Origin of the sequence: uncultured Treponema sp. (genome assembly GCF_946187725.1) — a bacterium.
Lineage (GTDB): Bacteria > Spirochaetota > Spirochaetia > Treponematales > Treponemataceae > Treponema_D.
This window is the reverse complement of record NZ_CAMHSK010000001.1, coordinates 1-14,792: the sequence shown is the minus strand read 5'-3', so window position 1 is coordinate 14,792 and position 14,792 is coordinate 1. Positions and strand designations below refer to the sequence as shown.

Genomic DNA, 14,792 nt, shown 5'->3' with positions numbered 1-14,792 from the left:
TATGAAAACAATGGTAAAATACTGCTTTCTACAGGGCTTCTTCTGGATGCTCTTTTGCAGCACTTATGGTTATATTACTTTTTACCTTCTTTCACGAGGCTTTTCTGCCTCTGGAATCGGGATTATCACGGCGACCTTCGGTTTGATTGGAGCATTTGCACAGCCGATTTTTGGTCGCCTTGTGGACCGGGGACGCAGCGGCTGGAAAAGTCTTTCTTTTATACTGATTTTAGCACTCGCTTTCTGTTCATTGATTCTCGTTATTTTTGACCATACGCTTATTCAGGGAGTGTTTTTTGGTCTTTCCCTGATTTTCCTCAATTCTACACTGCCACTAGTAAACCGGGCGGGTTTTATATGTCAAAGCAAAAGCGAGAAAATCAACTACGGTATCGCGCGGGGAATCGGTTCGCTCAGTTATGCCTTTCTTTCCCTTGTTCTCGGAAAACTCACACTGATTTTTGAAAGCTCTGTCGTTCCGCTTAGTACGGCTGTAATATCACTCTGTCTCATAACAGTCATACTCACAATGCCAAAAGGTGAAACTCCTGTCGCGGAAACGCAAACCAAAACATCAGCCTCACCTCTTTCGGTTCTAAAAAAATATCCTGCATTCACGCTGATGTGGATTTCCTGCATACTTCAGATGACTTTCCACAATCTCGCGACAACATTTTTGATTCAGATTTGTGGACGAGCCGGTGGCACTTCAGAAACACTTGGATTCGCACTTGCCATTTCCGCAGTCGTAGAGCTTCCAGTGTTGTTCTGCTTCACGCGAATAAACAGGCACATAAGCTCAAAAAAACTTCTTCTTGTTTCAGGTCTTGCGTTCATCATAAAAGCTACAGGTTACGCAATTTCCCTCAACATTCCGATTTTATTCATCACGCAGCTGACTCAGGCAATTTCCTTTGCAATTTATGCAAGCGCATCCGTTTATTATGCAGAAGAAGCCGTAAATTCCGAAGACAAAACAACAGCCCAGTCCTTTTTAAGCGGTACACAAACAATCGGTTCTGTTGCCGGAAGTCTTGCTGGCGGAATCCTGATTTCCGCTGCTGGAATCGAAGTAATGCTCCTTGCCGGAATTGCAATAACCGTAATCGGTGCGGTTTTCGCAGCTCTTGCTTTAAAAGCCCGAAATACCATTTCCAGTTCAAATTCAGGTCACGGCTCCCTTAAAATTTCGCGCTCATCGCTGTCCGGATTCAAGAACAACGAAGATTTAGAAATTCAGTTCTATTCTATAATAATAAGCGGTCATGACATAAATGACGATGATTGCCCAAAAATCAATTTCTTGCCTGCAAGTCGCTTCAGGGAATCAACCGAAATAAAAATTGAAAATGTTCCCGCAGGCCGAGACCGAATTGTTACAATAAAAGCATTCGATAAAACTAAAAAAGAACTTTCTGTATTCCAAATGCGGGCTGTCGTTGACATCATTGCGGGAAGAGAAAATTCGGTTCTTGTAAGCAAAAACACAACGGCCTTTGGCGATGTTCTTTTTGGTGTCAAAAATATCTTCAACTTTGAAGAACTTGAAAATGACGGCCGAATGGACACGGTTCGAGCCGTAATCGACAGTGAACTTCCACCATGCCTGTTCAATTCTTCAAAATTAATCGGTGAGCTTCAAGGCTTTTCTTTCCCTTATAGCTCAACAAAAGCCGATTACAAGCTTTCAACAGGTGCGGTCATTTTTGACTATCTTCTCAGTCAAAATTTTTCGGTAAGCGTAAATGATCCGCTGTCATCAAAACTCTCAAATCAGAATGCCTCAGGCTCAATCGTGCTTGAAGGCATTGCGCCGGGAACCTGGATTCTGTCAGTTTCTGATTCAAACGGAAAAATTCTTGACAGAAACGAAATTCAAGTTGAAAGCGGAAAAACAAGCGTTTTGGGCCATCTTGAGCATGATGGAATCGCCATCATCATGCGTTCAGAAAAATACTCTTCTGGAAAAGAATTTAAGTTTATTCAGTACAAAAATTTAAAATATGACGAAAGTGTTCCCGAAGCAGAAAAGCTGCATGATACAGAAGTTCCAGTCGAAATAATCACAAAAATCAAAGTTCAATCCCCGCAGGAAGCACTGGCTCAACGAGACGGCGAAGTTCTCAAAGAATTCTATCTTTACGACTTCAAGAATGTTTTCTCCGCAGAAATTTTCATCACAAACGGAACCGAGCAGGATTCAGAAAAATTCTGTTTAACACCTATGATTCCGGAATCAAAGGGCGTTTATTGTGTTTATTCCACAGGACTTGCTTCACTCACTAAAATTGCTTCCTGGCAGACACCGATTGATGAACTTCAGATTACTGAGGAAAATTTCCGAAAATGCTTCATTGACGACAGCGCAAACAAAAGATTTGTCGTTCTATTTAGCGAAGAACTTTTCGGCTCAAAACCGCGTTCCGTAAAGGCTCACTTCAACAAGGGAATCAACGACCACAACGGCGAATACAAAGGTACTCACTACACGATGACACGAAACCCAAAAGGATTCTGGTACTGCTCAGTCCAATATGGTGATGTTCAGCAGACAAACCAATCCGGTCAGCCTTCGTATAATTTCAAGGTAGATGGTAAGATTATTCCGCCGCCAGATTTCGTGCCCGACGGATATATTTATCAGAAATTCAACGGAACTGATAAAGGTGAGAAATTCCTTGTGCTGATTTATTCAACACAAAACGAACAATTCATTACGGAAAGACTCTCTGCAGCCAAAAAATGCAAGACTCTTTCAGATTTTGACCTCGACAGCGAAGAAGGACAAAAGCAGATTGCTAATTTCAGGCTTGTTCCCGGAACCACAAATCTTTTCCGCTCTTTCCATCCATACAATGATGAAGACAAAAAAACAGTTTCAGATACAAGCCAAAAGCGAATGGAATATGTGGCAAAACTTTCAGAAACAGCAGGAATCAAGGCAGATATCAACCTGTCGGATTCATGTCAAAAAAACACGACTTACGGAATGCCTGAATATTATCAGTCAATCATCGATAATGATGCAGTTCTTTACATAACGGATTGCAGTTACAGTGAGTGTTATGAAAATTCTTCGAGCAAAAAATTTGCCGAAGGAATAAAGAAAATCGTTCAGTTCATCAATAAAACCGAAGGTCCCTATCAGATTCACTGTGCAATCGGAACAGACAGAACTGGTGTTGTCTGTGCGGTGCTTTCCGGCTTATGCGGTGCGTCCTGGGCAGAAATTGAGGCTGATTACTGCGATTCAGTTAACATGGGAATCTACGAATACAGGGGGCCTGGAGCTGTTCAATATTCAATAATTCATCTCCTGAATGTTGAATTTATCGAAGACATTCCAGATTTGCAAAAATCGCTCACTGATTATTTTACAGCCGGAGGATTCCTTACCTTGCAGGAAATTGAAACCATGCAAGAAAAATTGAAATCTTAAAAACAAATAATAAATCACTCTTTCCTAAGCTATTATCTTTTAAGGAATAGTGATATTATCATAAGACTTTTACAGGAGTTTTTTATGTTTGACAGAGTAAAATATAAAACAGCGGCATTAAACACACTTCACTCAAACTGGAGCGTTCCATGCATTATCGCATTGGTTTATCTTGTCCTTTCGTGCCTTTCAAATTTAGGCGGCTTCCCGGTCAGCATGTGCGTGGGTGGAATTATGAGTGTCGGCATCATCTTCACTTTCATGAAAATGATTTCCATTTCAATGTCTTTGGGTGGCAGAGCCTCTGAGCCTTACGAAAACATTTCTTTCAACACTTTCCTTCAGGGACTCGAAGAACACTGGCTCAACGCGCTTTTGGGCAGTCTTTGGAATTTCCTGTGGGTTTTTCTCTGGTCACTTCTTTTCTTTATTCCCGGAGTTGTAAAATCTTACAGTTATTCAATGATGTTCTTTGTTATGGCCGAAAATCCAAAAATCAGTGCGATAAAGGCAATGGACATCAGCAAGATTTTAACAAGCGGTCACAAAGCCGATCTTTTCGTCATGGATTTGAGCTTCTTGGGCTGGATGATATTAAGCTTGATTGCCTGCGGAATCGGGTTCATTTGGCTTTATCCGTACATGACAATGGCAAAAACCTATGCGTATTATGATTTAAAACGAATGGCTTTCGCACAGAACAGGCTTTCACCTTCAGATTTTGAATAATTTTGAATAGGACAGTAAAATGAAACACAAAAAGGGATTGATAATCTTAATCATCATTGCGGCGATTTCAATGATTCTTGGTGCCAAGTCAATCATTTCAAAACTCAGCGACAAAGGCACTTTCTCCTTCAAAATTTCCAGCACAAATCAGAACGAAGATTTCGAAGAAGACTTTGATGAGGATTTTGACGATGAAAGCTCCGACACTCTCAGCAAAATCTTATCACTTAAATTAGGCAAAGATTTTGATGAAGCACCCAAAAACACCAACAAACCGTACATTTCAGTAATTTACATTTCCGGCGTTATTTCCGCAGAAAACAAAACTTACAATCAGAAATGGCTTTTAAAACAAATCAAACGCGCAAAAAATGACAGCAAAAACCGGGGAATTCTTGTAAACATCGATTCTCCTGGAGGCACAGTTTACGAATCAGACGAAGCATATCTCGCCCTCATGGATTACAAAAAAGCTACCGGCAGACCAGTTTTCGCTTACTTTGGCTCACTGGCTGCTAGCGGCGGATATTACATCGCATGTGGTGCAGATTACATCTACGCGAACAGAAATACCCTCACAGGTTCAATCGGCGTAATCGCTGGTCAGAGCATTGATGCAACTGCCCTTCTCGACAAGCTTGGAATCAAAATGACCACAATCACGGCCGGAAAAAACAAAAACATGGGAAATTACAATTCCGTTCTGACCGAAGAACAGCGTTCAATCCTGCAGTCAATCGCAGATGAAGCTTATGAGCAGTTCACGGAAATTGTTGCCGATTCACGCAAAATGAACATTTCTGATGTAAAAAAACTTGCAGACGGAAGAATTTACACGGCAAATCAGGCACACAAGAACGGTCTCGTAGACAAAGTTTGCTCGCTTGAAGACGCAAAATCTGACATAAAGACTTATCTGTCTGAAAAAGACGAAAACGCAAAAGATGAGCAAATCAATTTCGTTGAATACAAATATCGCTACGGCGAAAACTGGATTTCACTTTTTTCAGAGGCTTCTAGTCTCATCAAAAATCCAGAAGCAAGTATTTACGGGCTTTTGGGAAACACTTCCAGCAAATGCCTTTATCTTTACGAATAAAAACCGTATTTCAAAAGGCTCAATTCAAGAACTTTACCGCAAAGCTCCTCTGCTCCACCATGACACAAGGCGGAAGCAAAGGGGCGGCCTACAAGAACACAATCCGCACCTAAAGTCATTGCAGTCGCTACATCCTGCGAAGTGCGGATTCCTCCATCAATCCAGAGTTCACCGCAATATTTTTTGATTTCATCGCCGTAAGTTGCAAAAAATTCCGCAGTACTTCCCTTTCGAGTTTCAACCCTGCCACCATGATTTGAAATATAAGCAATGTCAGGTTTGACTTCTTTTAAAAGCTCAAGGTCTTCTTTGAGAAAAATGCCCTTTATAGCAAACGGCATCTTTATATGATTTTTGATTTCAAGCAACTGTGCGACAGACTTTTTTTCAAGTTTTGCGAGATTTCGCATCGTCAAAATATTGTATGAATCGATATCTATTCCAGTAACTTTTACACAATCTTTCGCCCATTCAAAGCGTTCAATAATCTTTTCGTTAGTGTATGGCTTTATAAAAACAGAAGTGCGTGCATCCGGAGCTTCAATTTTGATTTTTTGAAGAGCTTCAATTCCAAAACGCAGCTTTTCATCAGGGTAGCCGTCTCCTATGCTCAAGCCAACTCCAACCCTGTGCATTGCCTGTATAATCGCATCATAAAAATCAGATTCATGTGCAAAACCGATGTTTTCAACCGCACCAGTCATAGGGGCAATGCTTATAGATGGAACACGAAATTCCGGCTCCAATTCGAGAAATCGTTTGATTTTTTCGATATTTTTATTCCGTACCTTTTCCCAGGCTGAGCAGTTTTTTATGAAATTCTCGTTTTTATATACACCGCCCATTCCGGGTAGCTGAGAGATACAACCTTTCCCGTTACAGACCTTGCAGAAATTGCACTTGAACTTATTTTCAGTCACTGAATTATTATAACAAATCTCGCCGTCATTGAACATCACAAATTTCGCCTAAAAATGATGTGGTTTCAAAGACTGATTTCCAGAACTGTTAAGCTTCAGTCTGAATAGTTTTGAACCACGATTTGGATTCCATGTTTCACGCCGTTTTTGCGGCAATGACGAAATATCATCAGGAACAAAACCCTGCTTTTCGAACCAATCAGCCGTCTGCGTCGTAAGAATGAAAACGCTTTCAATTGAAACCATTTTGGCCTTTTCGACAAGATATTCCATCATTTTAGGCCCGATTCCAATGTGACTGCAATTTTCATCAACTGCGACAGCCGCAATTTCCGCCTGCGAGCGGTCATAAATGTGAAGAGCCGCACAAGCACGAATCGCACCGTCAAGCTCATACACAATGAAATCATTATATTCTGCTTCCATCTGCTGTTCCGAACGAGGAAGCAAAATCTCCCGGTTAACGAAGGGGCGTATGAGTGAAAGAACCGCAGAAATATCTTCACGCCTCATAGCACGGAATTTGCCGTAATTAGAAGCATAAATCATGGTTCCAGAACCCAAATCACTGAAAATCTCACAAGGCAAAGAACCTTCAAGAGAACCATTCAGAATATGAACACGCGTAACCCCTGATTTTACAGCCTTTTTTGCAAGATTCAGTAAGGAAAGGATTTTATCAGACAGAAGATTTTTCTCATCGTCATGAACAGATTCACCGCACTCATTAATCTTCAAGAATTCATCAAGTTCTTCGAGATTCATCGCAGGAATACAACCTTCTGGAGAAAGCCCCTGCTCTTTTGGAATCTCAAAATATTTCTGTGAAAGTTCGGCATCTGGCAACAGAAAGAAAAGCTTGTCAGCCTTTAAATGAGTCGCAATCTGAGAAGCAAGTTGTGCCGAAGAAATGTTGTAAGGCTTTCCGTTCAAACTCCAGCCGATGCAGGGGAAAATCGGAATAAAGCCACTGTCCAGAATCGTGTTGATTGTACTGTCATCAAGCTTATCGATTTCACCAGCAGTTCCAAAATCAACACCAGAAAGAACACCTTTTCCGCGTGCACGAACCCAGTTTCCAATAACAGCCGTAAGATTTTCACCCGCAAGACTCGTCATAACACCGTTCGCGACTTCAAAAGCTGCATTACGGATTAAAGGAATTGCTTCGCCAGGTGTTATACGACAGCCATTCTGATAAGTCCAGGAAATATGATTCTGAGTAAGCACTGCATCAATCTTTTTTCTGGCACCAGGCACGATAATCACACGAAGACCTGCCTGATGAATCAAAGCAATGTCACGGATATGACTAACGAACAGCGGAGAGTCAATGATTTCATCGTCAATATGAATGACAACCGCCGCGTTTTTAAATCGCTTAATGTAGCGAATAACATCACGGATTCGCTCTGCTTTCTCAAGGATTGGGGATGTGGTCATGCCGAAATTGTAACACAGCGCAAGATTTTTGCATAGAATTGAGAGTTACTTGCAATCTTCGCTCAGATTTTCAATTAGTGAAAGAATAGAATTGCGGGATTTTTCGGGAATTGATTCCAATTTTTCGATGGTTTGAGCGTATTTTTGAATTTATTTATGTTCACGGAATTTTGTTGTTCGGTTGATTTTAAATTTTTTCCTGTTACAAGATATTCAACTGGAACATTCAAAACCTCTGCAATTTTTACGGCAGTTTCGACAGAAGGACTGCTTTTTAATCTGATTCCCCTAGCAATATTTGAGGCATCAAATCCTGCTTTCTGTCCGAAATGCGGAACAAAAGTCGGAGGAACAGAAGCTGTCGTTGCATCAACATCTGTGACAAAAATAAACTCAACAGAAAGCTATTTTGACGGTGGTGTCTTGCAGAGATTTTGTTGGTCGTTGCTTGGAGGGCTTGTAACAGGCCCAACATTCGGAATCTTATATCCGCTTGCTATTTGCTGGCTTTATGAATGGGAAGCAAAACACACAGTGATTGACGGTCATAGGCTCAAATTCACAGGAAGTGCGGGTGGACTTTTCGGCACTTGGATTCTCTGTTGGTTCCTTACGCTCATAACTTTTGGAATTTACGATTTCTGGGTACCGCTCAAAATCTGAAAATGGCGAGAATCAAACACATTCTTTGAAGACGAAATTCCAAATTTTTCTGCACAGCAAAATTTGCGCAAAGAAAAAGCAAGTTATTTTGACGGCGGATTGTTGCAGCTTATCGGATGGAGTTTGCTCGGTGCTATTGTAACAGGCTTGTTCGGAACATGGATGCTCTGCCTGCTTTTGGCTTTTGTCACGCTTGGAATTTATTGTATTTGGATTCCGAACCAATGGTTCAACACGAGGGAGCATGAAATTTTCGGTTAATGCTCTGGATACTTTTATAAGAAAGCTTTGTGCGTACATTATTGAGCACGGTGAATAAAAGATTACCTTATTTGGAGGCAGGGATATGGATTTTTCACGAATAGATTTGAATGGGCTTACAGCTAATGATTTTCTCGGTAATCCAGAACAATCAAAATTTATAGGATTATTGAATGGTAAAATGAGTTATTATAATGTTCTTGATGTAATGGAAAGAACTTTTAAAAGACCTTCTATTGGCATAACTGTGGCAGGAAGTATTTTACTAAAATGTGGACTTCCCTTGCAGTGCATATCCTGCCAGTATAAATTCCATTCGCTATTTCACTAAAAATACACTATAATTATTTCATGGCAGAATCAAAAATTCTCTATCATGGAAGCAAAGAAATCGTTAGGTCTCCAGAAATTCGAATAACACGATACAACAAGGATTTTTATTTTGGATTTTATTGTACGCTTCTTATGGAGCAGGCCAAAAGATGGGCAATTCGTTTCAACGAAAAGGGTATTATGAATGAATATACTTATATGCCGAATCCGAATTTAAAGATTCTTTCTTTTCCAGAAATGACAGAAGAATGGCTTGATTTTATTGTTGCTTGTCGAAGCGGTAAGTCGCATGATTTTGATATTGTAGAAGGTCCGAAGGCAAATGATACGATTTTCAATTACATTCAGAATTTTGTAGACGGAAAGATTTCTCGCTCTGCATTTTGGGAACTCGCACGATTCAAAAAGCCAACACACCAGATAAGTTTTCATACCGCACGAGCATTGGAAACTCTTTCCTTCAAAACGGCTGATGAGGTCTACGATGAAAAATAACAATTCACTTTTTTACACATGCAGTTTGATTGAATATATTGGAAGAAAACTCAAACAAGAGCGTTCAGTTGTTGTGACTTTGCTAGGGAAAAATTTTGTCACTCGGATTTACAAAGATGCTGATGTCCTGCATTGTGAGCCAATTGAAAAAATAGCGGATGAAGTCATTGAAATGAAATCTCTAGCGAACGGAGTTTTTGATAATGTCGTTTCTTGTCGCTACGAGGTTCCAGATTACTGGACAATAGGTGAAGTTTATGAGCGATTGATAGAAGATATTTGCGGCGAAAATGAAAGCATTGATTTTATCGCAGAAACGCTTTGCAAGGTTTACAATTCATGGATAAGCAAGGCGATTTCAAATTACAACACAGATTTTTTCTATCAGTCACGCCAATATATTTACGAGTGTTGGAAAGCCGGTGAAATCATTCAAGATGCTAGTTGAATTTTTGAACAAACAGCAAAGACCTTAACCTCAAAATTTACATACAATTAACATAAATTCCCTATCATATTTGTTTTTGTGCCGTTATAGTATAAATGATGATAACTGTAATCAGTCAAATTTCAGGATTTGTCGGCTCTCTCTGCCTTCTTCTTTTTGGTATGGAGATGCTTTCCAACGGTATTCAGAAGGGAGCCGGAAACAGCCTGCACTCTTTGCTGGGAAAAATCTCCGGGAACAGGTTCACGGCGGTGCTGACAGGTATGGCCGTTACCGCAATCATTCAGTCCTCGGGTGCGACCACGGTAATGGTCGTGAGTTTTGTAAATGCGGAAATAATAAATCTTGTGCAGGCGATAGGAATAATTTTCGGTGCGAATATCGGAACGACTGTCACGGCATGGATTGTAGCTTTTTTTGGCTTTTCTTTCAGCATAGAGGCGGCGGCGATTCCTTTGTTCGGCTTCGGCTTTATCCTCAAATATTTCAAGAAGCTCAAGATTCACAACTTCGCCGACTGTTTCATGGGCTTCGCCCTTCTTTTTATGGCACTGGGGCTTTTAAAAGCTTCGATGAACTTAAAGCCTGAGTCAGTCGCTTTTCTGCAGGATTTTAACAAGCTTGGCTGGGCAGGGCTTTTGCTCGGAGTTCTGATAGGAGTTTTCTTTACCGCACTGATTCATTCTTCGTCTGCCACCACAGCCATTGTCCTTACCATGTCTGCCAACGGCTCCCTTTCCTGGAATTTGGGGGCGGCCATGGTTCTTGGAAGCAACATCGGCTCCACGGTTGATGCCGTAATGTCATCTTTTGGGGCAAGCGTGAACGCAAAAAGGACGGCGGCGGTTCATGTCGGATTCAATGTCACGGGAACTCTCCTGGCGCTGATTTTCCTTCATCCTTTCCTTAAGCTGATTGATATTATCGTTCCAGGAAGCCCGTCACAGAACATAACGACCCACATAGCCATGCTGCATACGGTTTTCAATATCTCTGCGACACTTTTGTTCCTTCCTTTCGTAAAGCAGATTTCTTTCCTTGCCGAAAAATTTATCCCGGAAAGCCAGAAAGAAAAAGACGCCCACTACAAGATGCCTGTCATTCTTCCTTCAAACCATATCAGCGCCGATTTGTACAGTTTCCAGATTCAAAAAGAAGTCACCAAGATGTCCGCCCGTGTAATGGAGATGATGGACTGCCTGGGGGAAAGCCTGAGCCGGAAATCAGACAGACTTGAAGCTTTGAGCGAAGAGGTCAATGCAAAAGAAGAATATGTGGATGAGATGAACCACGAAATCACTTATTTCCTTCAGAAATGTTCCCGCCTTCCCACAGCCAATCACAATGACCGAAACAATTTTGCCCGCATGATTTCAATTGTTCAGAATCTTGAAGATTTAAGTGATGAGTGCTGTTCGATGATGCATACAGTCTGTAAGTTCAAGAAAGAGGCGGATAATCTCGCATTCGAAAATCAGAAAACGGAATTGATTTCATATTTTGACACGGTTCATGTCTTTTATGAGCAGGCCTGCACTTACATCGCGCTGGGACTTTCAGAAATTGATAAGGTTCTGTTGTCCGAAGTTGAAGACCAGATTGATAAGTCAAAGCGGGAACTTAAAAAAGCAAGCCGCAGACGAATCGAAAATGGAAGCAATGTAAAAGCCGAGCTTAATTACATGGATATTGTCCGCAAGATTGAAAAAGCCGGAGATTGCGTTTTCGGTGTGATTCAGGCAATACAGCCGAACTTAAACGATTCGATTTTAGCCGACGGTACAGAAAAAAATCTGATAAGCGCGCAGAATATAATCATCAATACAAAAAGCCGGAAAGTGTTTGTTTCCGGCAGTGAAATCCAGCTTGCCGTAAAAGAATACGAGTTGCTTGCCCTTCTTATGGAAAACAAAGGCGAGATTGTCACAAGAGATCAGATTCGTGAAGCGGTCTGGAATTATGACAAAGAAATCGAAAGCAGGACGCTTGATGTGCACATCAGACTTTTGCGGCAAAAACTGAATAACCAGAAAATAATCGAAACTGTACGTGGGATTGGCTATAAGATAAACTAAAAAAAATTACGGAACTATTGTTTTTTCCTTTTTTGCAATACTTTTTACATTCAGTAGGAGGAATTATGAAGAAATTCAAAAAAATTGGTATTCTTCTTGGACTTGCTTCGATTTGTTCTGTAGCAGTTTTTGCAGAATCTTCTAAAAAGTTTAAGGTCAACGAAAAAGGAGCAAAAGTTCCGTACAAGGTTCTTGGAAAAACAAAGGATGGTGTTGAAATCCGAATCAGCCTCAAAAATCCAGAAGGCAAAAAACTTACAGGCCTTCCAAATTCAAAAGGACTGGGTGCAACAGGCGAGCTTGGCTACGACCTTGAAAATAACATTCTTGGTACTGACGAATACGGTATTGATATTGAAGGTCTTGTCGCAATGAGCGACGGAACTTTCTGGGTTTCAGATGAATATGGTCCTCATATCGCTCATTATTCAAAAGACGGTGTAGAGCTTGAGAGAATCAGTCCTTATGAAATGACAACAAAGGGTAGAAAAATCCCTGCCGTTTATGCCAAACGTCGTGCAAACAGAGGTATGGAAGGTCTTACAAAAACTCCTGATGAAACAGATTCTTGCTGTGGAATCGAGGCTCTTTCAAATGATGAGTTCCTCGTAATCGAGCGCGACAGCAAGTACCCAACTCAGGAAGAATTGATTAACGCTGGAATCGTATTTGTCAAAAAAGAAGTGCTTACAGATTTGGTAAAAGACAGAGCTTACAAACACGAAAAACTTGAAAGTATCTGGCTTTTGGACAAAGACACATTCTGTGTTGCTAATGACAATGATTTTGCTCTTATTGTAAAAGACAATGTACTTTGTCAGAAAATTCTTGGTGGCGATACTACAGCTGAAGATAATGTTGTTTATCCAGTAAAATTCTAAGGATGTACTGAAATACCTTTTTAGCAGGAATTGCTGTTTTTTTGAGCAAGAGTTCCTGCCTTTGCAAAACTTTTTTGTTTTGCTTGCTTGGCCAGAATTTCGCCATTTACAGGTGAAATTCTGGCCTTATTTTTTTTACTTTTATCTAAGTGGTGAATTACAGTCCTGTTCCTTCGTCAATTCCCATCATGATGTTCATGCACTGGACGGCAGCACCGCTCGCCCCTTTGCCAAGATTGTCGAAACGGCTTGTGATAACGATTCGCTCATCGTTGCCGCAGACGAAAATCTGCATGTTGTTTGTGCCGGCGAGAGTGTTTGCCGGGATAAAGCTTTCGGTCAAAATGCCTTCGCCCATGAAGTCAGCTGCTTTTACGAATTTACAGCCGTCATAATGCTCCTTGAAGACTTCGGCGATTTCCTTTGCGGTGAGCTTTTTTTCCAGAAGGCGGGCATGGAGAGAGACCGTGACAGTCATTCCCTGGAAATAATCGCAGACATAAGGATTGAAAATCGGCTTGTAGTTGAGGCCGCTCACTTTCATCATTTCAGGAAGATGTTTGTGTTCCTGAGTGAGGGCGTAAAGTCGTGGTGAATCAAGCTCCGGGTTGCGGGCAGGATCTTCGTACTGGGCGATTGCTTTTTTGCCCGCACCAGAATATCCCGAAACCGCATGGCAAACCACAGGATAATCAGGTGACATAATTCCGCGTGAAACAAGAGGATAGCAGATAGAAGCAAAACCAGAAGCATAGCATCCAGGGCCAGCGACACGGTTAGATTTTTCGATTCGAGCGCGGTGCTCAGCCGAAAGTTCCGGGAAGCCGTAAGCCCAGTCCGGGTTTGTGCGGTGAGCCGTAGAAGCGTCGATAATGCGTACCTTCGGGTTAGTGCAAAGTGAAACAGCCTCGATAGAAGCCGCATCCGGCAAACAAAGGAAGGTAAAATCCGAAGCGTTAATCATCTTAGCGCGTTCAGTCGGATCCTTTCGCTTCTCCTCGTCAATTAAAAGAATCTCAATGTCCGTGCGTTTCTCAAATCGCTCGTAAATCTTGAGACCAGTAGTTCCTTCTTTTCCGTCAATGAAAATCTTGTATGCCATTTTTTGCTCCTTTGTGGCTAGTTTTTTTATTTTTTGGGCGTTACAGTTCGCCTTCGGCGAACTGTCGGGCTTTGCTTCGCCCTAAAGTAAAATAAATAATATAAAGCAAGCTTGACTTGCTTTATATTATTTTCCAATTTATTCAAGTGCTTCTTCGTCATTGCTTTAAAATATATAAATTATTTTTTTCAGAAAGCTTGTCTTTCTGAAAAAAATTCTATTGTAAAAATACGGCATCCAAAGCTCTAGCAATTGCTTTTTTTATATCATCAGCTTCTGTATCTCCAATTCCTTCTGCAGTTGTTACACAAACGACTTCATTTGTATTTGCTGTAAGAAATTGAATTGTAACTTCGGTTGTATAGCCCCAAAAAACATCTCTCCTTCCGCTTTCGCCGTAATTAACAATTAGAGTTTTATCAATCAAATCATTTTCCTTTTCTTTGAGAATAATGAAACCTTTTTTTATTAAGTAACCACTTATCACATCACCTGGATTTACGGATTTTCCAGTTGAAAAATATCCGCCATCATATACTGTTGCTCCGAAACTTGAGTTTAATGTTTCAGTGGAATTTACAATTATATATTTATATTCCCTTATATCTTTAGTTTTTGTTACTTCAGCATCTTTTAATGTGACACAACTCGTAAATGAAAGTACAAAAATAGAAAAAAGAATAAAAAAGTATTTTTTCAATTTGCTTCTCCTTGAAAGCATCCCAGTTCGGGTGTCCGTGTAACAACTGCTTAAACCGTAAAAACGGTTCTGCCAACGGCAGAATTGGCGCAAAAGTTTTTATCGGCTTTGAAGCTTTGTTATACGAAAATATTTCTTATAAACATTTCTATTTTTCCATTCATTTCTTAGAATAGAATACCAAACTTCATCAATTATTCCTTG

15 protein-coding genes are annotated in these 14,792 nt (G+C 40.7%); 10 read left to right on the top strand and 5 right to left on the bottom strand.

Features of this window, described 5'->3' with window-relative positions:
* Position 1 precedes the first annotated feature (1 nt).
* The 3 genes from Q0Q74_RS00075 to sppA all read left to right on the top strand — a co-directional run bounded on the left by Q0Q74_RS00075 (position 2) and on the right by sppA (position 5,267).
* Complete coding sequence (locus tag Q0Q74_RS00075; RefSeq protein WP_294427375.1) at positions 2-3,439, top strand: MFS transporter; 3,438 nt, start codon at positions 2-4, stop codon at positions 3,437-3,439.
* Positions 3,440-3,523: 84 nt separating this feature from the next.
* On the top strand, positions 3,524-4,168 hold the full coding sequence (locus tag Q0Q74_RS00070; RefSeq protein WP_294427374.1) for a DUF975 family protein: 645 nt from the start codon (positions 3,524-3,526) through the stop codon (positions 4,166-4,168).
* 19 nt (positions 4,169-4,187) lie between these two features.
* A complete protein-coding gene (gene sppA, locus Q0Q74_RS00065; RefSeq protein ID WP_294427373.1) occupies positions 4,188-5,267 on the top strand; it encodes a signal peptide peptidase SppA in 1,080 nt (359 codons plus the stop codon).
* Here the strand turns inward: sppA and Q0Q74_RS00060 are convergent.
* From Q0Q74_RS00060 to Q0Q74_RS00050, 3 genes are all read right to left on the bottom strand, one after another.
* Positions 5,258-6,187, bottom strand: a complete 930-nt coding sequence (locus Q0Q74_RS00060; RefSeq protein WP_294427372.1) for an alpha-hydroxy-acid oxidizing protein — start codon at positions 6,185-6,187, stop codon at positions 5,258-5,260. The genes sppA and Q0Q74_RS00060 overlap by 10 nt on opposite strands.
* A 48-nt stretch (positions 6,188-6,235) precedes the next feature.
* A complete protein-coding gene (argA, locus tag Q0Q74_RS00055) occupies positions 6,236-7,630 on the bottom strand; it encodes an amino-acid N-acetyltransferase (RefSeq protein WP_294427371.1) in 1,395 nt (464 codons plus the stop codon).
* 74 nt (positions 7,631-7,704) lie between these two features.
* Positions 7,705-7,914: a helix-turn-helix transcriptional regulator gene (locus tag Q0Q74_RS00050; protein ID WP_294427653.1), complete on the bottom strand. Its 210-nt coding sequence runs from the start codon at positions 7,912-7,914 to the stop codon at positions 7,705-7,707.
* 94 nt (positions 7,915-8,008) lie between these two features.
* Here Q0Q74_RS00050 and Q0Q74_RS00045 point away from each other — a divergent pair, with 94 nt between their 5' ends.
* The 7 genes from Q0Q74_RS00045 (at position 8,009) to Q0Q74_RS00015 (ending at position 12,786) form a co-directional block, all read left to right on the top strand.
* The gene (locus Q0Q74_RS00045) at positions 8,009-8,293 is read left to right on the top strand and encodes a DUF898 family protein (protein ID WP_294427651.1); all 285 of its coding nucleotides are present in this window, start codon (positions 8,009-8,011) and stop codon (positions 8,291-8,293) included.
* 63 nt (positions 8,294-8,356) lie between these two features.
* On the top strand, positions 8,357-8,554 hold the full coding sequence (locus Q0Q74_RS00040; RefSeq protein ID WP_294427370.1) for a hypothetical protein: 198 nt from the start codon (positions 8,357-8,359) through the stop codon (positions 8,552-8,554).
* Positions 8,555-8,639: 85 nt separating this feature from the next.
* On the top strand, positions 8,640-8,885 hold the full coding sequence (locus Q0Q74_RS00035) for a hypothetical protein (protein WP_294427369.1): 246 nt from the start codon (positions 8,640-8,642) through the stop codon (positions 8,883-8,885).
* Positions 8,886-8,905: 20 nt separating this feature from the next.
* The gene (locus Q0Q74_RS00030; protein ID WP_294427368.1) at positions 8,906-9,382 is read left to right on the top strand and encodes a DUF3990 domain-containing protein; all 477 of its coding nucleotides are present in this window, start codon (positions 8,906-8,908) and stop codon (positions 9,380-9,382) included.
* The gene (locus tag Q0Q74_RS00025; protein WP_294427367.1) at positions 9,372-9,830 is read left to right on the top strand and encodes a hypothetical protein; all 459 of its coding nucleotides are present in this window, start codon (positions 9,372-9,374) and stop codon (positions 9,828-9,830) included. Before Q0Q74_RS00030 ends, Q0Q74_RS00025 begins: the two co-directional genes overlap by 11 nt.
* A gap of 95 nt (positions 9,831-9,925) precedes the next feature.
* A complete protein-coding gene (locus Q0Q74_RS00020) occupies positions 9,926-11,905 on the top strand; it encodes a Na/Pi symporter (RefSeq protein ID WP_294427366.1) in 1,980 nt (659 codons plus the stop codon).
* A gap of 65 nt (positions 11,906-11,970) precedes the next feature.
* Positions 11,971-12,786 carry an esterase-like activity of phytase family protein gene (locus Q0Q74_RS00015; protein ID WP_294427365.1) on the top strand — a complete coding sequence of 272 codons (816 nt, stop codon included), beginning with the start codon at positions 11,971-11,973 and terminating at the stop codon, positions 12,784-12,786.
* A 157-nt stretch (positions 12,787-12,943) separates the two neighbouring features.
* Here Q0Q74_RS00015 and argC read toward each other — a convergent pair whose 3' ends face one another.
* Entirely contained in the window at positions 12,944-13,888 is a 945-nt protein-coding gene (gene argC / locus Q0Q74_RS00010; RefSeq protein ID WP_294427364.1) for an N-acetyl-gamma-glutamyl-phosphate reductase, read from the bottom strand.
* Between the two features lie 217 nt (positions 13,889-14,105).
* Positions 14,106-14,588: a hypothetical protein gene (locus Q0Q74_RS00005; protein ID WP_294427363.1), complete on the bottom strand. Its 483-nt coding sequence runs from the start codon at positions 14,586-14,588 to the stop codon at positions 14,106-14,108.
* Between the last annotated feature and the right edge of the window lie 204 nt (positions 14,589-14,792).